Source organism: Mycobacterium sp. IDUB_3, from assembly GCF_055419585.1.
In genome coordinates this window covers 2,663,343-2,685,862 of sequence record NZ_JBVAXZ010000001.1, presented here as the reverse complement: position 1 = coordinate 2,685,862, position 22,520 = coordinate 2,663,343, and the positions used below count along the sequence as shown (strand labels likewise).

Genomic DNA, 22,520 nt, shown 5'->3' with positions numbered 1-22,520 from the left:
GCCGCAAGCTGAAGCTCGTAGGCGCGGGCCCCGATCCGCTGTAGCCTCACCGAACGTGAGTCCCACACCGCGCCGGCGTGCGACTCTGGCGTCATTGGCGGACGAGCTCAACGTTTCGCGCACGACGATCTCGAATGCCTTCAACCGGCCCGATCAGCTCTCGCGGGACCTGCGTGAGCGCGTGCTCGCGACGGCCAAGCGGCTCGGGTACGCCGGCCCCGACCCGGTGGCGCGATCATTGCGCACCCGCAAGGCCGGCGCGGTCGCCCTGGTGATGGCCGAACCCCTGACGTACTTCTTCAGTGACCCCGCCGCGCGGGACTTCGTCACCGGGGTGGCGCAGTCGTGCGAGGCGCTGGGGCAGGGGCTGCTGCTGGTGGCCGTCGGGCCCAGCCGCAGCCTCAAAGACGGGACGGCCGCGGTGCTTTCGGCCGGCGTGGACGGCTTCGTGGTCTATTCGGTGTGCGACGACGATCCCTACCTGCAGGTGGTGCTGCAGCGTCGGCTGCCGGTCGTGGTGGTCGACCAACCGAAGGGGCTCGCCGGCGTCTCACGGGTGGGCATCGATGACCGCGCCGCGATGCGCGAGCTCGCCGACTATGTGCTGGGCCTGGGACACCGTGAGATCGGGCTGTTGACCATGCGGCTGGGCAGGGACCGGCGCCAGGGCCTGGTGGACGCCGACCGGCTGCGCTCACCCGCGTTCGACGTGCAGCGCGAGCGCATCACCGGCGTGTGGGAGGCGATGACGGCCGCCGGGGTCGACCCCGATTCCCTGACCGTGGTGGAAAGCTACGAGCACCTGCCCGAATCCGGCGGCGCCGCCGCCAAGGTGGCCCTGGAGGCCAATCCGCGGATCACCGCGCTCATGTGCACCGCGGACATCCTGGCCCTGTCCGCCATGGATTACCTGCGCGCGCACGGCATTTACGTGCCCGGCCAGATGACCGTCACCGGATTCGACGGAGTGCCCGAGGCCATCAACCGCGGCCTGACCACGGTGTCGCAATCCAGCCTGCAGAAGGGCCGCCGGGCCGGGGAGCTGTTGTTGAAGCCGCCACGGTCGGGTCTGCCGGCCGTGGAACTGCTGGACACCGAGCTCGTCCGGGGCCGCACCGCCGGTCCGCCGGCGTGAGCCGGTTGGAGACTAGGCCTGTTCGGTGTCGCCGATCAGCAGCCGCACGGCCAGGTCCAGCCGCTTGCTGACGTCGGTGGCCGACGCCCGCCGGGTCAGCCACGCCAGCAGGTTCGACAGCCACACGTCCGAGATCACCCGGGCGATGTGGTACTGGTCCTCGGTCGGTTCGCCGTCGGCCATCGCGCGCGCGAACATCGAATCGATGAGCTTCTCGACCTGGTCGACCTCGCTGGCCGCCGACGCGTCGGCGAACACGTAGGCGCGCGTCATCGCCTCGGTCAGCAAGGGATTGCGCTGCATCGCGCGGTTGAGCTTGCCCACCATGAAGTTGAGCCGCTGGAAGGGCGTGCCACCGGTCATCGCCGTGCGGTCCGTCTTGGCGTCGATGCGGCTGAACTCGCGGCCCAGCGCCGACACCAGCAGGTGCACCTTGGACGGGAAATACCGGTACAGCGTCCCCACCGCGACATCGGCGCGATCGGCCACCGCACGCATCTGAACTGCCTCGTAGCCGCCCTTGGAGGCGATGGCCATGGTGGCGTCCAGGATGCGCTTGCGGCGTTCCCGCTGCGCCTCAGACCCCAGTTCGGATTCCGCCAGTACCGCCACGTTTATGACCTCACGCGGCTGCGCGTCAGACACGCGGCTCGGGTTTGCGTTGGCTGGCATGTGACGGTTTGCTCCTGTTCCCGGCGGTTCGATTGCAAACGATACGCATTCTGCGTGTGAATTTCCCACCTCCATACCGCCGCGGACAAGCGCTGTGCTGCTGTAATGGCGTTCGACTTGACGGTCGATCGCTGGCACTATTAGAACACGTTCTAGTCTCCGAAGAGCGGGTTGCGTGCCAACACGTGATGGAGAGGTACCCGCTTGGCGGGCAGATCGCACAATCAGGACAGGGGTTCAATCCCCTTGTCACGTCGAGTCAAGGACGCGGAGGTCCGCAGGGTGGTAGCGACCGTCACCGACGAGCAGTTTGCCGCGCGCGCCCTGGTGCGCGACTGGGCCCGCAATTCGACGTCGGGGCCGGGTGGCACCGCGGCGATCCGCGACGTGGAGCAGGGTAAGTCCGACGCCTGGCGGCCGGTGTTCTCCCGGCTGGCCGAGCTGGGGATCTTCGGCGTCGCGATCCCCGAGGAGTTGGGCGGCGCGGGCGGCAGCATCGAAGACCTGTGCGCGATGGTCGAGGAAGCGGCGAAAGCGCTGGTTCCCGGGCCGGTGGCCACCACGGCGCTGGCCACTGTGCTTCTCTCCGAGGCGGGCTCGGATACGGAGTTGTTGGGCGCCCTCGCCTCCGGGGAACGCTTTGCCGGGCTGGCGCTGGAAGGCGACCTCGAGTTCGACGGCGCGACGTCGAAGGCGTCGGGCGACCTGCCGTTCGCGCTGGGTGTGGCCGAGGGCGCCGTGCTGTTGGCGCCGGCCGGCGGGAAGTGGCTGCTGATCGACACCGGCGGTGAGGGCGTGCAGGTCGAGCCCCTACAAGCCAGCGACTTCTCCCGGCCGTTGGCCCGGGTGGTGCTGAATGCGGCCCCGGCCACCGTTGTATCGGACACCCGCGTGCGCGTCGAGGAGCTGGCAGCGACGGTGCTGGCGGCCGAGGCGGCCGGCATCACCCGCTGGTCGCTGGAGACCGCCGTCGACTACGCCAAGGTCCGCGAGCAGTTCGGCAAGCCGATCGGCAGCTTCCAGGCCATCAAGCACATCTGCGCCGAGATGCTGTGCCGCGCCGAGCAGGCCGAGGTGGCCGCCGCCGACGCCGCGCGCGCCGCCGCCGAGGGCGACGAATCCCAGTTCTCCATCGCCGCGGCCCTGGCCGCGGGCACCGGCATCGCCGCCGTGAAGGCCAACGTCAAGGACTGCATCCAGGTGCTCGGCGGCATCGGCTGCACCTGGGAACACGACGCGCACCTGTACCTGCGCCGGGCGCATGCCATCGGCCGGTTCCTGGGCGGGGCCGAGACCTGGTTGCGCCGGATCACCGCGCTGACCCAGGCGGGTGTGCGGCGACGGCTGGGGATCGACCTGAGCGAGGTCGAGGACCAGCGGGCGGAGATCGCCGCCGCCGTCGCCCAGATCGCCGCGCTGCCCGAGGAGAAGCGGCAGGCAGCCCTGGCCGAAGCGGGCCTGCAGGCGCCGCACTGGCCGGCGCCTTACGGGCGCGGCGCGGGTCCGGCCGAGCAGCTGCTGATCGATCAGGAGCTGGCGGCGGCCGGCGTAGCCCGGCCCGACCTGGTGATCGGCTGGTGGGCGGCCCCGACCATCCTCGAGCACGGCACTCCGGAACAAGTCGAGCGCTTTGTGCCGGGGACCACGCGCGGCGAATTCCTTTGGTGTCAGCTGTTTTCCGAGCCCGGGGCGGGTTCCGACCTGGCCTCGCTGCGCACCAAAGCGGTCCGCGCCGACGGCGGCTGGAACCTGACCGGGCAGAAGGTGTGGACGTCGGCCGCGCACAAGGCCAAATGGGGTGTGTGCCTGGCCCGCACCGATCCGGATGCGCCGAAACACAAAGGCATCACCTACTTTTTGGTGGAGATGAGTTCGCCGGGCATCGAGATCCGTCCGCTGCGTGAGATCACCGGTGACTCGTTGTTCAACGAGGTGTTCCTGGACAACGTGTTCGTTCCCGACGAGCTGGTCGTTGGCGAGGTGAACGACGGTTGGCGGCTGGCCCGCACCACGCTGGCCAACGAGCGAATCGCGATGGCCAACGGAACCGCGTTGGGCAACCCGATGGAGGAACTTCTCGAGCTGCTGGCCGAGCTCGACCTCGACGCCGCGGAGCAAGATCGGTTGGGGCGGTTGATCGTTACCGCGCAGACCGGCGCGCTGCTGGACCAGCGCATCGCCCAGCTGGCCGTCGGCGGCCAAGACCCCGGAGCGCAGGCCAGCGTGCGCAAGCTCATCGGTGTCCGCTACCGCCAGGCGCTGGCCGAATTCACGATGGACTCCTCGGAGGGCGGCGGCCTGGTGCACAACCAGGCGGTGTTCGACTTCCTCAACACCCGCTGCCTGACCATCGCCGGCGGCACGGAGCAGATCCTGCTCACCGTCGCCGCGGAGCGGCTTCTCGGTCTGCCCCGCTGACAAGGCTTTCGACCACTGGGGTCGTTGCCTGGGTTCGCCCGCCTCAACGGCCGATAGCTAGCTCGCAAGGTACCCTTAAAAGACGAAAAGCGTAGGGAAACAGTCAATTGAGACAGTTCAGCGCGCGGCCTTAACAAGGCTGCGGGCCCCTTTCGATACGCAACCGTGGCGGCATGCAGGCGCGGCGCAGACCACGCCGCCACCGTGTGAACCGAAACTCGTTGTGCTCAAGTGTGTCTCGTCACGGGTGTATGAATGGGTGGGATCGAGGTAGAAGGCTGCGAGTGCGCGATCTTCGGGCTCAGGTTGCGCGCCGGCGTTATCAACCGCTTATTGGTGTATCGTCAATGTAATCAGTAGGCCCAGCTAATCCGGGATGAGTTAGCCATTTCGAGCTGACCGCGCCGAGCAACCGCTCACGCCGGGCACGCCGGGTGCCCACTGCAGTTGGGATCGCTTGAGCGCTTTGGCTCCACTTCGTAGACCGGCGGATCCCATTGTGGACCCGGTAATTTCCAATGTCCCTAGTTTTGGCATCCTGAGTGCTTTTCCACCGACGCGATGCGGGTCGGCGCGGTTCGGCGCCGGGCTTGTCTCTGGGTTGACCGCTTATGGCGCCGACGTCAGCGTCGTGCGAGTGTCCGACGCCGCGCCGTCCTTGAGCGCCCGCGTCATTGGAGAGCTGATCAATGACTCACCGGCCTCCGTCGCGGCATGCGCTGACGTGTTGAACCAGAGCGACGTTGCGGTCATCCAGCATCAGCACGGCGTCCACGGAGACGTCGACGAAGATGCGGTGCTGGACATCGTCGAGAGACTGCGCGTGCCGTCGATTGTGATCGCCCATACTGTCCTCAAAAGCCCGACGCGACAACAGCGTACCGTGTTCGAGGCCATTGCCGCGCGGGCCGATCGAGTGATCGTGATGTCCGACGTGGCCGGTGAGAAGTTACGCTGCGGCTTCGATATCGACCGCCGCAAAGTCGCCGTCATCCCGCACCGAGCGAGTGTGCCGATGAGCGCGTGCATCCGGGGCGGTCGACCGACCCTGTTGACGTGGGGCTTGCTGCGACCAGGCATGGGTATCGAGCGGGTGATCGACGCGATGGGGTCGTTGAGCGGTTTGCCCGGGCGACCGCGGTACCTGATTGCTGGTCCGACACAGCCCAGGGTGTTCGCCACCGCTGGTGAGGAGTATCGCGATGCCTTGACCGCTCAGGCATTGCGATGTGGTGTCGCGGATTCGGTGTTCTTCGATGCGAGTTACCGCAACGGCCCGATGCTGACCGCCCTCATTCAGGCCGCGGCCGTCGTCGTCTTGCCGTACGACTCGGCCGATGTGGTCACTTCGGGGGCCCTGGTCGATGCTGTCGCGAGTGGCCGGCCAGTTGTGGCCACCGCGTTCCCACACGCCGTGGAGCTGCTGGGAACCGGCGCTGGAATCGTGGTCGGGCATGACGAGCCGGATGCGCTGGTAGCTGCCCTGCGTCGTGTGCTGACGGAGCCGCGGTTCGCGGGTGCGATGGCGGCCGAGGCCCGCCGATTGGCGCCTGAGATGGCCTGGCCGGTCGTCGCCGGCGCCTATCTGGTGCTGGCGCGTCAAGTCGTTGCGCAGCGACGGGTATGGGCATGACCACAACGTCACCGGCTTCGATATCCAACAATCTGCTGCGGCTAAGCGAATCACACGACGCCGCAACGCTATTCGTTGTCAAAGGACGACCGTCGGCGTTTGGCCGGCGATCTTGGAGGTTCAACTATGGCAGTTACCGTGACTCTGCGAGACGGAGCAATCGAAAGGTATATGCGATTCGGCGACGCCTACCGTAAGCACAGCGATGGCACGCTCGACGTCATTCGCAGTGGCGTCAAACGACCGCACACGTATGCGCGCGACGAGTGGTCCGACGTTTCCGGCGACGAAAAAAGTTGGAAGAAGTTCCGTTTCTGGGATTGATCCCACCGGGGGCAGTGGTTCGCCGGGTCCTCGCCTGCAGCGGGGAGAGCATCCTCACCGCGTCACGGCTCGGCGATCCGCGCCGCGGGGGCGGCTTACAGTGGAAGCGTGGACGTCTACGCCAGGAACAACATCAAGATCGTTGGCGCTCCGGACGGGCCACTGATCCTCCTCGCGCACGGGTTCGGCTGCGATCAGCAGCTGTGGCGTCGGGTCGTCGACCGGCTGCAGTGGGACTTTCGCCTGCTGCTCATCGACCACGTCGGCTGCGGGGAGTCGGATCCGGCGTGCTGGGACGCGCAGAAATATTCGTCGCTGACGGGATACGCCGCCGATATCGTCGACATAGTTCGTGAACTTGACCTGCGCGATGTCGTGTTCGTCGGGCACTCTGTGGCGGCCATGATCGGCACGCTGGCGGTCATCGCCGAGCCCGATCGGTTCGCGAAGCTGGTCATGCTCACACCGTCGCCGTGCTACATCGATGACGACGGCTATCGGGGCGGATTCTCGCAGTCCGATATCGACGAACTCCTTGAATCCTTGGAGCTCAATTACCTGGGCTGGTCGCACGCGATGGCACCCGTCATCATGGGGACCCCGGATCGGCCCGCGCTGCAGGACGAACTGGTCGATACCTTCTGCCGCAACGACCCCGCGCATGCTCGCGTGTTCGCCCGCGCCACATTCCTTTCCGACAACCGCGACGACCTTGCACGGATCCCGATTCCCACGTTGGTGATTGAGTGTGCCACGGATGCGATCGCACCGCGCGAGGTCGGCGCGTATGTCCACGAACACGTTCCGGACAGTCGATTGATCACTCTCGATGCCACTGGCCACTGCCCCCAGGTGAGCGCCCCGGACGCCACCGCGTCCGCGATTTCGGCGTTCGTCCGATGGGCGTGAGCGAGCCCAGCCTGGAAGACTTCTGGGAGAACAGTCCCTGTGGCCACCTCATCGCCCGGCCCGACGGCCGAATCGTCCGGATCAACAACACCATGGTCCGCTGGTTGGGCTACGAACCAAATGCATTGCAGGGAACGCTCTTCAGCGATCTCTTCACCGCTGGGGGTCGGATCCACTACGAGACCCATTTCGAGCCGCTGCTGCGCATGAGCGGTGAGCTCAACGGTGTCACGGTCGACCTCGTGGCGGCCGACGGTGCACGCCTGCCCATGTTTCTCACGGCCAACGTCAAGACAGGCCCGCGCGGGCAGCCGGAGTTGCTGCGAATCAGTGCGGTCGATGCGGCGGACCGCCGCGCCTACGAGCGGGAGCTTTTGGAAGAGCGGCGGCGGGCCGAGGCGGAGCACGACCGGGTACGGGCGTTTGCCGACACGCTGCGACGCTCGTTGCTGCCGCCGGTGCTGTCCCCCCCGAACGGGTTGGACGCAGCAGACTACTACCACACGGCGTCCGATGACGACGTCGGCGGCGACTTCTACGATCTCTTCCCGCTGTCCCGCACGAAGTGGGGCTTCTTCCTCGGTGATGTCGTGGGGAAAGGGGTTGAGGCCGCGGTGGTCACCGGACTGACCAGGTATGTGCTGCGCTCCGCGGCTGTATCCGACGACGACCCGGTGCAGGTGTTGCACAACCTCCACGCCGTCCTCGGCCAGGAGCTCGGCACCCGGAGCGAGAGCTTCTGCACCGTGATCTACGGCAACCTGACCAGGCGGGGCACTGGCTTTGACGTCGAGCTCGGCAGCGGCGGCCATCTACCTCCGCTGCAATTGCACGCCGACGGCGGTGCCCACTACGTGGATAGCATCGGGGGTCACGCCGTCGGCCTCGTCACCGAACCGCGCTTCGTGGCCATCAGGTTCCATCTCGGGCCCGGCGACACCCTCGTGCTGTACACAGACGGACTCACCGAGGCCAGTACCGGTGTCGGCCGCGAACGATTCGACGACCGAGGGGCCCTGCTGCGCTTCGCAACATCCCATGCGCCGGCGACGGCGTCAGGCATCGTCGAAGCTGTCCACGCGTTGCTCGACGGCCTCGGTTCGGGAGTCGAGGACGACGTCGCTGTGCTGGCGCTTAGCGTGCCGCTTTCCGCCGGCGAGTTCCAGTAACTCACTGACCGGCCGCGAATCTCGATTCGATCACCACAGTCACGCGCAGCGCGGGGGATCCGCCGGTTGAGGTAGCGTCGGGGTCGCCCACGCGTCAGCGTGTTGCATGAGTGTGCCCCGAAGGCCTACGGTCAGGGCTCACGGCGTAGAGCCGCTAAGGCAGGTGTGTCAAGCAGAATGGCTCAACGCCCTCCGGATCCCTAGGGGTCCGGGCAGGCCGTACGGTCCGACTCCGGTGACGAGGGCAACGACGGTAACTGCACCAGTAGTGCAGCCGTATTCGCGGCCGACAGAAGTAGCTTGTCGCCCGATGCCGCAGTTCTGCTGACCGAGAATTGTCCGGCTTAGCTGACCTTGCGCCCTGATGTCGTGGCTCGCGTGCGACTGACTCCCATAGATCGGACCTATTTACTCATGCTGCGTTTCGCAAACTGTCCCGGGCTGCGTGTCGTCGCGCATACGCCGTCCAACGCGCCCGAATTTCGATGATTTCCAATGGCTATTACCGAATTACCTGAATACGCTCATCTGAGCGACGAGGACCTCGAGGCGTTCGCGGCCGATCTGGAAGCGATCCGTTGCGATATTGAGGTTTCGCGCGGCGCCAAGGACCGGGCATACATCGTGCGGGCAATCGCTTTTCAGCGTTGCCTGGAGATCGCGGCGCGGCTGGTCATTGCCACGAGCAGAGGCAAGCGCGGATGGGCCGTCGGCACGGCGGCCCTGGCCGCGGCCAAGTGCATTGAGAATATGGAGCTCGGCCATAACATCAGCCACGGCCAATGGGATTGGATGAACGATCCCGAAATCCATTCCAGTACCTGGGAATGGGACATGGCCGGTCTCTCCTCGCAGTGGCAGCACTCCCACAACTACCGGCACCACGTCTTCGCGAACGTCGTCGGCGTCGACGACGACCTCGGGTTCGGCATCATGCGCGTCACTCGTGACGAGAATTGGCAGCGGGGCGCCTTGGTGCAACCGTTGCGGGCGGTGCTGCTGGCCCTCTTGTTTGAGTGGGGCGTGGCACTGCACTGCTTGTACTCGGTGCAGGAACGCGAGAAGACAGCTGCCGGTAAATCGGCCCACGCAAAAGCCCTGCGCCGCAAAATCGCTCGCCAGGTCGGCAAAGACTATGTTCTGTTCCCTGTGCTGAGTCGCCGGCGGTGGCGCCGTACCCTGGGGGCCAACGTGGTGGCCAACGGACTGCGCAATGCGTGGGCGTATCTGGTCATCGTCTGCGGTCACTTCACCGATGGTGCGGAAAAGTTCACCGAGGCCGTGCTGGAGGATGAGACGAAGGCCGCGTGGTATCTCAGGCAGATGCTGGGCACCGCAAACTTCCACGCCGGACCGGTGATGGCGTTCATGAGCGGAAACCTCTGCTACCAAATCGAGCACCACCTGTTCCCCGACCTGCCAAGTAATCGGTACCCCGAGATTGCCGCGCGGGTCCGCGCGTTGTGCGTCGCTTACGACCTTCCGTACACGACCGGCCCGTTGGTTCGTCAGTACCTGCTGACCGTGCGTACCATCTTCAAATTGGCGTTGCCGGACCGGTTCCTGTCCGCTTCTTCTGACGACGCACCAGAAACGGCCTCGGAGAACAGGTTTCGGATTGCGGGGGAACCGTCGCGCCGCTCGGGTGCAGGCGAGGATGCAAAGCGGCGAGGATTGTCGACCGCAATCATCGCCCGAAGCAACTCTGGTGGGCGCCGAAGCCGGCGGCCGTTCGCCGCTGACGCCTCCTAATCAAGGTGGCACGAAACGGAATTCGGCCGTGTGGGTCGTTATCGCTTCGGTCACTCCCGTACCTGGCGATTGACAAGACCGACCACGTACCGCGAATCGATCTCTTCGCCGCCGTCACCGTAGTAGACGCGATTTCGTCCCGGCGATCACCTGAGGATTCTCCTCCTCAACCGCACCGGTCAATGACACATTCACCCGGCCGCCGAGCCCGGTCGGCCACGACAACGGCGTCGCGCTCGTAAAGCGACTTAATTAGTGACAGGCTGGGAGGATGACGTCCCCAACGAGCCAGCTGGGCAGCAATGCTGCCGCCCGGCTCCTGTTCGGCTAAATGTGGCAATCCACGAGCAGCTCCGCGCTGCTGTCGACGGCCGACGCGGGATAGCGGCCGCGGACCGCCTTTGCGAGGCCTGCGTGGACCTGCTCGACGTTGACGCAGCCGCAATCTCCATCGTGTTCGACGGCGCGAGCAGCGGAACGCTGGGAGCCAGCGGCGAACCTGCCCGTATGTATGACGAACTCCAGTTCATCCTCGGGGAGGGCCCGTGCCTTGAGTCTGTCGCCCGGCGGAATCCGGTTCTGGTCGTCGACCTCGCCAATCCTGAGGAGGCTCGCTGGCCCGCGTACGGGCCCGCCATGCTTGCCCACCAGATCAGAGGCGTCTACGCGATCCCCGTCGTGGTTGCCGGCGAGTTCGTCGGTGCGCTCGACCTCTTCCGCGCGCAGCCGGGCCCGCTGCCGGGCGAGGGCCTGACCAGTGCTGTCGCCGCCGCAGAGCTCGCAGGCATTTCGCTGCTTGATCTCCTGGACGCTGACCTGCAGGCGGCGGTCGCAGACCCTAAAAGCAATGCCTGGGCCGAACTCAACGCACTGAGCCGCGCGGAGGTCAGCCAGGCCACCGGCATGCTCGTTGCTCAGCTGGAGATTGAGCCGACCGAGGCCTTGGTCCGGCTGCGCGCCCATGCTTACGCCACCGGCCGCAGCGCCACCGACGTCGCGCGCGACATCCTCGACCGCCGCCTGCGGCTCGAGGCCGACTGATGTGCGCCTGGCGGACTAGACAGTCCAGGAAGTGAGAGGGCGAAGTGACTGACACCCCTCGTGAAACCCGCGTACTCGACGCCGTCGTCTCGCTCGTCGACAGCCTGCTCGACGACTTCGACGTGGTTGAGCTGCTGACCGTGCTCACGGAGCGCAGTGCTGAGCTGCTCGACATCGACGCCGCGGGATTTCTGCTCGCCGACCCGCTGAACCAGCTCCGCCTGCTGGCCGCGACGTCGGAGCGGGCCCGCGAACTCGAGCTCTTCCAGTTACAAGCCGACGAAGGCCCGTGCTTGGATTGCTATGCCACCGGCCAACCGGTCTCGGTCGCCGACATCCAAGGGGCAATAGAGCGGTGGCCGCGGTTCGTCCCCGCCGCCGTTGGCGCCGGCTTCGCCTCCGTGCACGCCGTCCCGATGCGCGCCGCTGGCATCGTGTTGGGCGCGCTCAACTTGTTCGGCACCCGCCCGGGCGGGCTCAACGAGGCCGATCTGCTCGTTGGCCAGACCCTGGCCCACATCGCATGTGTCGCGATCCTCCAGGAACACGCACCCACACCCGCCGTCCTCGTGCCGCATTTACGCTCCGCGCTGAACAGCCGCGTCATCGTCGAGCAGGCCAAGGGCTTCCTCCGCGAAATGCTGGATGTATCTGTAGAGGAGGCGTTCCAACTGTTGCGGAGCTACGCGCGGGCCCACGGCGAACACTTGACCGACGTTTCCCGCAGATTGATGACTGATCGGTATTCCCGCCCGATACTTGTGGCGGAGTTGGCCGACTTCCCGGCCGCGCGACCGCACTAGCGGCCTCAGCGACGCCGCGCTCGCGCGCGTCGCGCGGATTCCTCGACCAGCCGCTCGGCGACGGTGTGCAGCTTGACGTTCTCAATTTGGCTGATCTGGGCGAGACGTTCAAATGCCTCCTCCGCGCCCGCACCCGATCGGCTACGGATGATGCCGATCGCCTGATCGATCACCGATCGATTGTCCAATGCCCGCTGTAATCGCAGTGTCCGTTCATGTGCGACGGCCAGCAACTGGGCGTTGTACACCGAAACGGCGGCGGGTTTGGCGAATTGGGACCCTAACTGCACCGCGTGGTCGGCGAACGCGTCGCGGGTTGCTGCGTAGGCATTGATCGAACCGATTACCTGGTCGCCGACGATCAGCGGCAGCGCTAACGCGGAGTGGGTGCGCATGCGGGCCACCCGGCCACCGAAGTGCGGCCAACGGATGTCACTGCCCAGCGATCCGCTCACGGTAGGGCGTTGGGACTCCATGCAGGTGATGCACGGACCTTCGTGCAGTTCGCTGTACTGTACGGTGTCGATGTCGTGGACGAGCACCGCTGTCGCGGCCCAGGTACGGACGCCGGAGATGCCCTGCTCCGGATCGATCAGTGCGACCCCGACACCGTCGGCGCCCGGAATAGCCTGCGCCGCGAACTCCGCCACATCCCGGAGAAGGTCGATCACCCCGCGGCCAACGGCCACAATCCCGGCCACTCCACGGAGCCCCGCGTAGAGCTCTGCCTCGTCTGCCTCCCGCTGGGTAGCGGAGAGTTCGGGCAATCGCGGCATCATACGGTTCGGTTGGGCGTCGAAGTCGGCCAACTTCCCTCCTCGCGTACACCCTCGACCACAAACTTACTCTCGGTCGAGTACCGAAAGTCAGCCGACCAGTGCCAACGTGTGGGCGCGCCGCAGCTTGCCCGACGGCGTTTTGGGGATAGTTCCGGGCGCGAGCACCACCACATTGCGCGGCCGGACGTCGACCTCGGCAACAACCTCGTGTGCCACCTGTTGCTCGATGCGGCGCACCTCGGCCGTGTTCTGCCAGTCGTTGGACTCCACGGCGATCGCGAACGTCTCTCGCGCGTGACCCGCTTCCAGTCGCACCGCCACGGCGCCACCCGGCCGTACCCCCGACACGCGCGCGGCGGCGCGTTCGATGTCGGTCGGGTAGATGTTCCGCCCAGCCATGATGATCACGTCCTTGACCCGGCCGCAGACGACGACGTGACCGGTCTCGGTGAGGTAACCCAGATCGCCGGTGTCATACCAGCCCTGGTCGTCCTGTGCCGCGACGAATCCGGCCATTGTTTCGTAACCCAGCGTCACCGGCTCACCGCGCACCTCGATGACGCCGACCGCGCGGGCGGGCAGAATGTTGCCGTCTTCGTCGACGATGCGCGCCTCCAGGCCCTGGAGGAGACGTCCGAGCGTGGCCAGTCGCCGGGTTTTGCCCTTGGTCGCGGGGACAGCCCGGTGCAGTACGGCGAGCAGGTCCGCGTCGATCTCATCGATCAATAGGCCTGCGCCGCACTCAGAGAACGACACGGCCACGGTCGTCTCGGCCATGCCGTAAGCCGGCAGGATTGCGTCCGGACGTAATCCGAACGGCTTGCCCGCTTCGCAAAGGTCTTCGACGTCGGCGGGTTCGACCTGTTCGGCGCCCGACAGGGCCCATCGTAGGGTGGAGAGGTCGAACTGGCCAGGCTGGGCCAGCCTGCGAAGGCGTTTCGCTAGCAGCGTGTAGGCGAAGTTGGGCGCCGCGGTCATGGTGCCCTTGTACTTGTCGATGAGCTTGGCCCACAGCAGCGTGTCGCGCAGAAAGTCCATCGGGGTGACCTTGACGAGTTCTGCTCCGAAATACATTGGCACGGTCAAGAATCCGGTCATGCCCATGTCATGGAACAGTGGCAGCCAGCTGACGATGACGTCGGTTTCGATGTTGACCTGCGCGCCGGTGAACATCGCCTCGGCGTTTGCAACGACATTGCGGTGCGAAATCCGTACCGCCTTGGGTGACCCGGTAGAACCCGACGTCAGCTGAAGAAGCGCGACGTCGTCATCGTCGGTCTCGACCGGATCGATCGGGCGGCTGCCAAGCAGCTGCTCGACCATGAGCACTTGCATGCCCAGCTCGGACAGCACCGGGGCCGCGGCAATGAACGGGTCCGAGATGACGACCGTCTTGGCGCCGATCATGTTGACGACGGCGGTGGTCTCCTGGGCCCAGCGCGCAAGATCGGTACGGGGAGTCGGCTGGTGGAGCATGGTGAGGCTGGCGCCGCGCATCCAGATGCCCTGGCCGGTCGGCGCAATCTCGACCGGGGCGCCGGCCAGCACCGGGATGGCATCACCGCAGCCGACGCCGGCCGTGGCCAAGCCACCCGCAATCCGACGGGCCCGCTCGTGCACCTCGCCCCAGGTATGCCTGACCGGGCAGTTCGGCTCCCCGGTGACCAGGCCCTTCGAACTGGACTGGGCGGTGCCATACATGGTGTCGGTGAATTTACTCAAGATCCTCCCTCTGGCTCCGGCGCTGCGGTTGACCTCCGACTGCGAGTGCGGGTGTTCAAGGGCGTATACGCATGACGCGTAAGCGCTGAATGGGTGGGTATGAGCCGCGAAGCTCGCCTCGAAAATTGCGGGCGCGCCGCGACCACTCGTGCCGTTGCGCTGTGACTGCCGCCGGCCCGGAACTGAGGCTGACGCTGACTGCGGCGGGAGCGCCTGCTCCTTTCACACCCGCACCGGAACGGGACCGTCACTCCGGGCGAAGCGAGGGGTCGAGCAGTGCAGACGTGATGACCATACGTACTGACCGGCACCCAGGTGCCGAGGCGCGCCGAATCTCCGCCAGCTGCGGTCGTCCCCTTTGAAGCCCTGAGCACGCGACTCCGTCGATGTCGGTCCAACAGCACGACCCTGTAACTGTCGGCTATGCGGTGTGCGGACACGGTACAGGCGGGGACCTTGAACAGATCGCCACCGGACGTTTCCGGGAGGCTGGGGAGTCAACCGCACCACACCATATACCGGAAGGGTGCCTTAGACGTCAGAACGCCACCGGCGTGCGCGTACGGTGTTTTCGGGTGGTTGCAGCCGGTCGCAGACACCACCCATCGCCGAGAGCCCGTGACATGCGCGCCATGCATGGTCTTCCCGCGAAAGTTCTCGGCCTTGCGCTTGCGCGGCGCGGGCCTTGGCTGCCCGAGTTAGTGTTTGAAGGCGTCTTTGACCTTGGCCCCTGCTTGTTTGGTATTGCCCTTGAATTGGTCGGCGCGCCCCTCGGTACGCAGGCGGGTACTACCGGTGGCGCGGCCAAAAATCTTCTTGGTGGCGCCCTTTGCCCCTTCGAGCTTATGGGCGATCTTCTTACCGATAGTCATTGCTTCTCACCTATTTTCGTTGCGCGTTCTTACTTCAGGTATCCCAGAGCTGGCGACTGAGGCCGTGCGTGTCGCCTTGACTTGGCGGCTACCAGCGTCCGCCACCGGCGCGCGGGGAGGTCGGTTGTCGACCGTACGACCGGCGGACGAGGGGACCCCACTTACTTTTCGGTCGGATCCCTGCTGTTTCCGAGTTCACGGTTGCGCCGCCTGCCACGGCGGGCTGGCGGTCGAAGTCGCGGTCTCTGTTCAAGAACTCCGCTTCACGCTGGGACCTTTGCAGTTCACGTCGGGCGTCGCGGCCGCGTGCCGCGGTGCGCCGCGCACCGGCCAGCAATACGCTCATACCCAGCATCGCCAGCGCGCCAATCGCGATCCCGAAGAGGAACAGGGTGCCGGTCGACCCCGTGACGTGATAGCCCCACACCGAGAAGTTCTCGCTCAACGGATGCGTGGCTCCGGCATTGTTGAGGACGCCGCTGAATCCCACGATGACGGCGAAGAGCAGAACAACCAATCCAACGATGACAATCATGTCGAAGTCTCCAATTTGCAGTGCAGAAGTTCATTACACGCCTCAATCTCAACCGTGTCAACACCGTTGACCCCTGGTGTGGGTCTACAGTTGGAGTATCCCATTTCACGTGCGTTTCGCAGCCTGCTCGCTCCCGTATGACATCACGGTGGGTGCGGCCGGAAAGTACGGCCGGTCAGGGGGTTTCAGCGGGCTTGGACCCGGGTCCGGCAACGACGCCATTCGTCGGCCGAGGCCCGGTTTGCGTCGACGTGCCGGCCCCAATCGCGGTGCTGACCGGATGGGGTGGGGACGCGGCGGCCGCATTTTCTCTGGCGAGGAAGGCGCCCAGTTCACCGATCGCACTCATGAGAGGTGCCGGGAAAACAATGGTGGTGTTCTTCTCCACCCCGAGCTCGACGAGCGTCTGCAGGTTGCGCAGTTGCAACGCCAGCGGGTGTGCCATCATCGTGTCCGACGCCTCACCCAACGCGGCTGCGGCCATCGATTCGCCCTCTGCCGCAATAATTTTGGCTCGCTTCTCACGCTCGGCCTCGGCTTGCCGAGCCATCGCGCGTTTCATGCTGTCGGGCAGCTGGATGTCTTTGAGCTCGACCAGTGTCACTTCGACACCCCATTCAAGTGTTGCGATGTCGAGGATCTTTCGGATATCGGCGTTGATGGTGTCGGTCTCCGACAGCGCCTGGTCAAGGGTGTGCTGGCCGACGACCTTACGCAGGGTGGTCTGCGCGATCTGGTTGATTGCGGCGTGGACGTTCTCGATGGCGATCACCGATTTCACCGCGTCGATAACCCGGAAGTAAGCGACCGCCGAAATGTCGACGCTGACATTGTCGCGGGTGATGATGCCCTGGGACTGGATCGGCATCGTCACAATTCGCAACGACACCTTCATCAGCCGGTCGATGACCGGGATGATCAAGGCCAGCCCGGGGTCCTTAACCGCCACCACCTTGCCGAGGCGGAACAACACCCCCTTCTCGTACTGGGTCACCACTCTGACCGACAACGACAACACGGCCAGGGCGACAACGAGCAGCACCACCACCAGCATGATCAGAGCTTTCATGGCATGTCCTTCAACGATATCGAGGGATCTGGCATTCGGGCCTCGTCGCAAACGAAGCCGATGTCAGGCGTGAGTTAGCCGGCGAGGCAGGCGTCGTCGGGATCTGGGACGCCCGCGCGTGGGTGGGCTGAGGGGAATCGAGTGAAGTGGTGATGGGTGACCTGACGCGCATTGATCAACGGCGTGTGAGGGTTCGGAGCCGATGCTCCTTGAGTTAGGCGGCGGACAGCCGAACTCATCCCGGACCAGCTGAGATTCTCAGCACCCTCGACGCTACACCCGTTTGACCGCTCGTATTGACTAGCCACTTCGTCAATGCTGCGCAGCGGGGGGTTCCGACGCATAGACAGCAGGCAGCAACACTGTCGGGCCCATCGTCTGGCCGCCGACACCGGAATCCGGTGACGGTGTCTGCTTTTCGCACACGCACCGGCTCGTCGCTCTCACAGTCCGTCTCAACAGTGGGCGCTACTATTATTTTGACAACCGCCTTTTGACGGTTGGTCCGCGGCTGGGGCGCCGGGCTCCGGTGTGGATGTGCAGTTCCGGCAAGATAATTGGGCGCAGCTATGACGGAGTTTACGGAGGACGCCAGGGGTTTGCCGTTGGCGTCGCTGAGCGTGCAGCAGGCCAGTGCCGATGCGGCCGATTTGCGGGCCGGGATCGACGACCTGGCGGGCTTGGTGGCGGGCAGTCTGGGCTTGCCTGAGTTGCTGGCTGAGGTGTCGACGTTCGCGGTGCACGCGATACCGGGTGCCGACGGTGCCGGGGTGACCTTGTTGGAGGTCGACCGGGGGGACAACATGGTGGAAGCGTTGGCGGCCAGCGCTCCGTTTGTCGCCGAGATCGACGAGATCCAGTACGTGACCCTCAAGGAGGGGCCCTGCATTACCGCAGCATTGGAGCGGCGCACGGTGCGGTCTGGGTCGTTGGGTGGGGAGAAGATGTGGCCGCGCTTCGGTCCCCGGGTGGGGCGTTTGGGGGTGCACAGTGCGCTGTCGCTGCCACTGCTGCTCTCGGATCAGGTGATTGGAGCTATCAATGTCTACGCCCACGACAAAGACGTCTTCGATGAGCACGCCGCCGAGTTGGGGGAGCTGTTCGCCAAACCCGCGGCGGTGGCGGTGCACAATGCACAGATCCTCGCGCACGCGTTGACGCTGACCACCCAGTTGCGGATGGCGCTGTCGACGCGACCGGTGATCGATCAGGCGATCGGCCTGATTCGGGGACGCACCGGGCGCAGTGCGGAGGAGGCGTTCACTCAGCTGCGGACGATCAGCCAAGTCGAACACCGCAAATTGGGTGAAGTGGCCGAACATATCGTCGATGAAGCCGTGCGCCGAGCTCGCGCCCGCGCCCGGCACAATCTGACCTGAGCCTGACCGGGAGGTCGGCCTACGCCCGAACTGCTGCCGCACGAAGTGGCGCGCGTAGGTTAAAGGGCGGGGAAACAGTCAAGGCGACGGGTCCTGGCTCGCGTCGCAGGTTCCCCACCCTGCAGGCGACTTGCCTGTTCGGCCCGGCAGGTTCGATCCGCGCTCGGGAGCGCCCAGCGGAACCATCCCGTGATGAAAATCGGTGCGGCCCTGGCCGCTGATTTGGACATCCTCACCGCCGCCCTGGATCAACCGGGCGCCGATGTGCTGCACACTCTGCATCAACTGGGTGTCAACGCGCGAGCGGCGGTGCCCACCTATCTCGGCCTACGCGTTACCGTTGACGGCAGTGATCCGCCGTTCGCGTTCACTATCCTCGAGGACCGTGCCGCGGCGGACGATGTTCGCTCATCCCTTCGGCTGAGGCTGCCCGGTGTCGGTGGCGGCCGGTCATCGCTATCGGTTTCCCTCATCCTCTACGCTGCGACGCCGGGAACCTTTATCGACCTCACCGCTGACCTGGCGTGGTTAACCGGACGCCCGCCCAGCGACTTCGTTCTCGATCAGCACCTGCCCGGCCCAGCCAGGCCGGACGCCGGGACGTATCTGCGGACGGTGTCGGTCATCAATCAGGCCATCGGCGTCCTCATCGGACGCGGCTATACCCCGGAGCAAGCTGATCGAGAACTGGACACTCAGGGCGAACGATCGAGTACCGAGCGACACGCCATCGCGCAGTTCATCCTCGACACGCTCGCCGCCGGAGACCCGGAACAACGCGGCGCACGCGGATCAGGACCCAATATCGGCTGAGTGCATTGATTGCGCAAAGCCAGGCGGCGCGGTAGCGCCCATATGCCCGGGGCGTGTGGTGTAAGCGGCATCTCCGCAGCGGGTCAACCAATGCGCTCGCTGCGTAACAACAATCCAGGTCCACCTGCGACACAGCAGCGACAACGGACGCCTCGATCGCAGCATGGAAGATCCGAATTATGCTGGCGTCCAAGCTAACCGTGAATTTCAGACCCGAGCACACGGTGATGAGGGTGGCCTCGGGCCGGGTGGCAGGTTTCGCGGTGACGGATTCGGGCCCGATTCCCTGGGCGACGGGCGTGTTCATCGCCAGGGTGGTCAATACCTTCGGCGCGTTGTCGATCAGCGAGCGGCCGTTGAAACTGACGAAGCTGAACACTGCCGGTGTACCGACGGTTGTAGGGCAAGCTGTTGGGAAACAGCCCGTGGGCAACGACGGTCCCGTATGGGGGTACCGAATCTGACTGTCCGTTCTGAGGATCCGCCAACTATCGGGAATTGGCATAAGTCAAAGGTGCAGTGATGGTGCGTCGCCTGGCCCGCCCCGGGGCCCCGCGCCGAAACGCCACCAAGTCCTCACCATCTGGCCGCACACCCGCGTTCATCACCGCGCTCGCGCCGGCACTCGACGGTCGACTAGCCGCGGATCCCCCAGAAGGGTAACGTTGTTGTTGCTGAGTCCTTCAGCCAGTCCGGAAAGAGTTTAGCTGTACGCCGCCGAACTCGATGAGCTTCAGCTCGCGCCGTACGTTCCGATACCTGACTGAGCGGTCGAGACGACATGCATTCCAGTCATCCCCTCGTCACCCGGGACCTCGGATGACCACCAACTCCGCGTTCACCCCGGTCCGTGCCCGTCGGCTTGTCGACAGGACAATTCAAATCAGCTGGGGACCAAGCTAAATGACCACCTTCAGGCACTGACCCCGGAAATTCTCCCAACATCTCTCCAGAAATTAGGTAGACATCATGATCACTCTCGGAATCGTTCTTATCGTCCTCGGGCTCCTCCTGCCTGCCCTCGTCCCCACCTTCGCCTACGCTCATATTTGCTTGGTCATTGGGGTAATCCTCCTTGTCGTCGGACTGTTACTCGCAGTGGTGGGACGGATGGGACACGCCGTCGGCGGCCGCCGCCACTACTACTGACCCGGCCAGGTATAGCAGTGGCTACCCGGCTCGGCCGCTCATCGGCGCGAGCCGGCGGCCTCACGAGCTAAGTCCGCCAACCAGAAGCAACCGCAGACCGTTGACCGTCTGCGGCTGAACTTCGCAGCCCAGCATTTGGTCGAATCGAGCCATCGAAAGTAGTGGCCTCGCTTATCGCGATTGGGCTTTTGTCGGTGGCTTATGACGCTGGGAACCCAACAAGCACGGAAGGGAACACATTGGCAATTACAAACATTCCGGCGTTCGCGCACCTGACCGACGCCGATGTCGAGAATCTGGCCGTCGAGCTGGACGCGGTCCGGCTGGAAATCGAGGATTCCCTGGGCGAGCAGGACGCCCGCTACATCCGCCGCACTATCGCGGCGCAACGCGCCCTCGATGTCGTCGGCCGGCTGATGCTGACCGGCAGTTCGAAACGCTGGGCCTGGTGGGGCGGGACGGTGGCACTCGGCCTGGCCAAGATCATCGAGAATATGGAAATCGGCCACAATGTCATGCACGGTCAGTGGAACTGGATGAACGATCCCGAGATCCATTCCTCGACGTGGGAGTGGGACATGAGTGGGGCGTCAAAACACTGGCGCTTCACCCACAACTTTCAGCACCACAAGTACACCAACATCCTCGGCATGGATGACGACGTCGGCTACACCGTGCTTCGAGTTACCCGCGACCAACCCTGGGAGCCCTTCAACATCGGTAACCTGTTGTTCAACGCCATCCTCGCGCTCGGATTTGAGTGGGGAATTGGCTTGCAGCCCATAGAGTTCGGCAAGGTCTTCAAGGCCGGCACGGACCGTGCAATGACCGTCGAGCAGGTGCGCGAGTTTTCAGCCAAGGCCGGCAGGCAGGTGGTCAAGGACTATGTCGCGTTGCCTGCGCTCACCTCGCTATCGCCGGCCGCAACCTACAAATCGACGTTGACGGCCAACGTGGCGGCCAACGTGATCCGCAACATCTGGGCCAACGCGGTCATTTTCTGTGGGCATTTCCCTGATGGCGCAGAGAAATTCACCAAAAACGACATGATCGACGAAACGAAGGGCCAGTGGTATCTGCGCCAGATGCTGGGCAGTGCCAACTTCGAAGCCGGACCGGTGCTGCGGTTTATGAGCGGCAACCTGTGTCACCAAATCGAGCACCACCTTTACCCCGATCTGCCCAGCAACCGGCTGCATGAGATCGCGGTGCGAGTGCGTGAAGTCTGCGACAAGTACGACTTGCCTTACACCACTGGCTCATTCCTGATGCAGTACGCCAAGACTTGGCGCACCATCGCAAAACTGTCGCTGCCGGACCGCTACTTGCGCGACACCGCCGACGACGCGCCCGAGACTCGCAGCGAGCGAATGTTTAGCCAACTGGAACCTGGTTTCGCCGGGACCGACCTAGCGACAGGACGCCGCCGCGGTCTCAAGACGGCCATCGCAGCGGTCCGCCAATGGCGGTTCACGTGACCGAGATGGACTATGTCGATCTGCACGGTGAACGCCTTGCCTATCGAGACGCCGGGGCCGGCGAGGCGCTGCTGTTGATTCATGGCATGGCCGGAAGCTCGGCGACCTGGCGGGCGGTCATTCCCGAATTGTCGAAGAAGTATCGGGTGGTGGCACCGGACCTGTTGGGGCACGGTGAATCCGCCAAGCCGCGCGGTGACTATTCGCTGGGTGCGTTCGCGGCGTTGCTGCGTGATCTGCTCGATGAACTCGGCATCAGGCGGGCGACCGTGGTCGGTCAATCGCTCGGTGGCGGTGTGGCCATGCAGTTCACCTACCAACATCACGACTACTGCCAGCGGCTGGTTCTCATCAGCAGCGGTGGCCTCGGCCCCGACCTGAACTGGATATTGCGCATCCTCTCGGCACCTGGGAGCGAGCTGGTGCTGCCGGTGGTCGCGCCGCGGCCGGTGTTGAACATCGGCAACAAGCTGGGGTCGTGGCTCACGTCGGCCGGAATCCAGTCGCCGCGCGCCGGCGAGATGTGGAACGCCTATTCCTCGTCGTCAAATCGGAAGACGCGGCAGGCGTTCCTGCGGACGCGCTCGGTGGTGGATTACCGCGGCCAGGCGGTCAGTGCGCTCAACAAGATCCATCTCAGTCATAAATTACCCACCTTGCTGATTTGGGGTGAGCAAGACCGGATCATTCCTGTCGCCCACGGCTACGCCGCTCACGACGCCGTGCCGGATAGTCGACTTGAAGTGCTTGCCGGTGTCGGGCACTTCCCGCATGTCGAGTCCCCGACGGCGGTGGTCGAGATCCTTGACGACTTCATCGCGACCACGGGCGCGATGCCGGCCTGACGAATCGACGAATCTGATCAGAA

Annotated in this window: 21 protein-coding genes; 15 read left to right on the top strand and 6 right to left on the bottom strand. The window is 64.9% G+C overall.

What is annotated here, in order from left to right; all coding sequences use genetic code 11:
* Nucleotides 1–55: 55 nt before the first annotated feature.
* A complete protein-coding gene (locus ACZYVJ_RS12185) occupies nucleotides 56–1,135 on the top strand; it encodes a LacI family DNA-binding transcriptional regulator (RefSeq protein WP_463831218.1) in 1,080 nt (359 codons plus the stop codon).
* Nucleotides 1,136–1,147: 12 nt separating this feature from the next.
* Here ACZYVJ_RS12185 and kstR read toward each other — a convergent pair whose 3' ends face one another.
* Nucleotides 1,148–1,747 carry a cholesterol catabolism transcriptional regulator KstR gene (gene kstR / locus ACZYVJ_RS12180; RefSeq protein ID WP_221045813.1) on the bottom strand — a complete coding sequence of 200 codons (600 nt, stop codon included), beginning with the start codon at nucleotides 1,745–1,747 and terminating at the stop codon, nucleotides 1,148–1,150.
* 342 nt (nucleotides 1,748–2,089) lie between these two features.
* On the opposite strand from kstR, the gene ACZYVJ_RS12175 reads away from it, so the two are divergent.
* The 8 genes from ACZYVJ_RS12175 (at nucleotide 2,090) to ACZYVJ_RS12140 (ending at nucleotide 11,856) form a co-directional block, all read left to right on the top strand.
* A complete protein-coding gene (locus tag ACZYVJ_RS12175) occupies nucleotides 2,090–4,225 on the top strand; it encodes an acyl-CoA dehydrogenase family protein (protein WP_463832967.1) in 2,136 nt (711 codons plus the stop codon).
* 499 nt (nucleotides 4,226–4,724) lie between these two features.
* Nucleotides 4,725–5,858 carry a glycosyltransferase gene (locus tag ACZYVJ_RS12170; RefSeq protein ID WP_463831217.1) on the top strand — a complete coding sequence of 378 codons (1,134 nt, stop codon included), beginning with the start codon at nucleotides 4,725–4,727 and terminating at the stop codon, nucleotides 5,856–5,858.
* A 126-nt stretch (nucleotides 5,859–5,984) separates the two neighbouring features.
* On the top strand, nucleotides 5,985–6,182 hold the full coding sequence (locus ACZYVJ_RS12165) for a hypothetical protein (protein ID WP_221045815.1): 198 nt from the start codon (nucleotides 5,985–5,987) through the stop codon (nucleotides 6,180–6,182).
* Nucleotides 6,183–6,290: 108 nt separating this feature from the next.
* Nucleotides 6,291–7,091 (top strand): alpha/beta fold hydrolase, encoded by an 801-nt coding sequence (locus tag ACZYVJ_RS12160; protein ID WP_463831216.1) that lies wholly within the window; start codon nucleotides 6,291–6,293, stop codon nucleotides 7,089–7,091.
* Nucleotides 7,082–8,260, top strand: a complete 1,179-nt coding sequence (locus tag ACZYVJ_RS12155) for a SpoIIE family protein phosphatase (protein ID WP_463831215.1) — start codon at nucleotides 7,082–7,084, stop codon at nucleotides 8,258–8,260. Before ACZYVJ_RS12160 ends, ACZYVJ_RS12155 begins: the two co-directional genes overlap by 10 nt.
* A 495-nt stretch (nucleotides 8,261–8,755) precedes the next feature.
* A complete protein-coding gene (locus tag ACZYVJ_RS12150; RefSeq protein WP_463831214.1) occupies nucleotides 8,756–10,012 on the top strand; it encodes a fatty acid desaturase family protein in 1,257 nt (418 codons plus the stop codon).
* 333 nt (nucleotides 10,013–10,345) lie between these two features.
* Nucleotides 10,346–11,053, top strand: coding sequence for a GAF and ANTAR domain-containing protein (locus ACZYVJ_RS12145; RefSeq protein WP_463831213.1), 708 nt, complete (start codon nucleotides 10,346–10,348; stop codon nucleotides 11,051–11,053).
* Nucleotides 11,054–11,097: 44 nt separating this feature from the next.
* Nucleotides 11,098–11,856, top strand: a complete 759-nt coding sequence (locus ACZYVJ_RS12140; RefSeq protein ID WP_463831212.1) for a GAF and ANTAR domain-containing protein — start codon at nucleotides 11,098–11,100, stop codon at nucleotides 11,854–11,856.
* A gap of 5 nt (nucleotides 11,857–11,861) precedes the next feature.
* On the opposite strand, the gene ACZYVJ_RS12135 is transcribed toward ACZYVJ_RS12140, so the two are convergent.
* The 5 genes from ACZYVJ_RS12135 to ACZYVJ_RS12115 all read right to left on the bottom strand — a co-directional run bounded on the left by ACZYVJ_RS12135 (nucleotide 11,862) and on the right by ACZYVJ_RS12115 (nucleotide 16,833).
* Nucleotides 11,862–12,665: a GAF and ANTAR domain-containing protein gene (locus ACZYVJ_RS12135; RefSeq protein ID WP_463831211.1), complete on the bottom strand. Its 804-nt coding sequence runs from the start codon at nucleotides 12,663–12,665 to the stop codon at nucleotides 11,862–11,864.
* Between the two features lie 57 nt (nucleotides 12,666–12,722).
* On the bottom strand, nucleotides 12,723–14,357 hold the full coding sequence (locus ACZYVJ_RS12130; RefSeq protein ID WP_463831210.1) for a fatty acyl-AMP ligase: 1,635 nt from the start codon (nucleotides 14,355–14,357) through the stop codon (nucleotides 12,723–12,725).
* A gap of 698 nt (nucleotides 14,358–15,055) precedes the next feature.
* The gene (locus tag ACZYVJ_RS12125) at nucleotides 15,056–15,229 is read right to left on the bottom strand and encodes a CsbD family protein (RefSeq protein WP_463831209.1); all 174 of its coding nucleotides are present in this window, start codon (nucleotides 15,227–15,229) and stop codon (nucleotides 15,056–15,058) included.
* 88 nt (nucleotides 15,230–15,317) lie between these two features.
* The gene (locus ACZYVJ_RS12120; RefSeq protein WP_463831208.1) at nucleotides 15,318–15,764 is read right to left on the bottom strand and encodes a hypothetical protein; all 447 of its coding nucleotides are present in this window, start codon (nucleotides 15,762–15,764) and stop codon (nucleotides 15,318–15,320) included.
* Nucleotides 15,765–15,939: 175 nt separating this feature from the next.
* The gene (locus ACZYVJ_RS12115) at nucleotides 15,940–16,833 is read right to left on the bottom strand and encodes a slipin family protein (protein WP_463832966.1); all 894 of its coding nucleotides are present in this window, start codon (nucleotides 16,831–16,833) and stop codon (nucleotides 15,940–15,942) included.
* Between the two features lie 569 nt (nucleotides 16,834–17,402).
* Between ACZYVJ_RS12115 and ACZYVJ_RS12110 the strand changes: the two genes are divergently transcribed.
* The 6 genes from ACZYVJ_RS12110 to ACZYVJ_RS12085 all read left to right on the top strand — a co-directional run bounded on the left by ACZYVJ_RS12110 (nucleotide 17,403) and on the right by ACZYVJ_RS12085 (nucleotide 22,497).
* Nucleotides 17,403–18,212, top strand: coding sequence for a GAF and ANTAR domain-containing protein (locus ACZYVJ_RS12110; RefSeq protein ID WP_463831207.1), 810 nt, complete (start codon nucleotides 17,403–17,405; stop codon nucleotides 18,210–18,212).
* A gap of 192 nt (nucleotides 18,213–18,404) precedes the next feature.
* Entirely contained in the window at nucleotides 18,405–19,025 is a 621-nt protein-coding gene (locus ACZYVJ_RS12105) for a hypothetical protein (RefSeq protein WP_463831206.1), read from the top strand.
* Nucleotides 19,026–19,204: 179 nt separating this feature from the next.
* Complete coding sequence (locus ACZYVJ_RS12100; RefSeq protein WP_463831205.1) at nucleotides 19,205–19,489, top strand: hypothetical protein; 285 nt, start codon at nucleotides 19,205–19,207, stop codon at nucleotides 19,487–19,489.
* 505 nt (nucleotides 19,490–19,994) lie between these two features.
* Nucleotides 19,995–20,174, top strand: coding sequence for a DUF6131 family protein (locus tag ACZYVJ_RS12095; RefSeq protein ID WP_221045825.1), 180 nt, complete (start codon nucleotides 19,995–19,997; stop codon nucleotides 20,172–20,174).
* A 239-nt stretch (nucleotides 20,175–20,413) separates the two neighbouring features.
* The gene (locus tag ACZYVJ_RS12090) at nucleotides 20,414–21,652 is read left to right on the top strand and encodes a fatty acid desaturase family protein (RefSeq protein ID WP_463831204.1); all 1,239 of its coding nucleotides are present in this window, start codon (nucleotides 20,414–20,416) and stop codon (nucleotides 21,650–21,652) included.
* Between the two features lie 5 nt (nucleotides 21,653–21,657).
* Nucleotides 21,658–22,497, top strand: a complete 840-nt coding sequence (locus tag ACZYVJ_RS12085; protein WP_463832965.1) for an alpha/beta fold hydrolase — start codon at nucleotides 21,658–21,660, stop codon at nucleotides 22,495–22,497.
* Nucleotides 22,498–22,520: the final 23 nt, after the last annotated feature.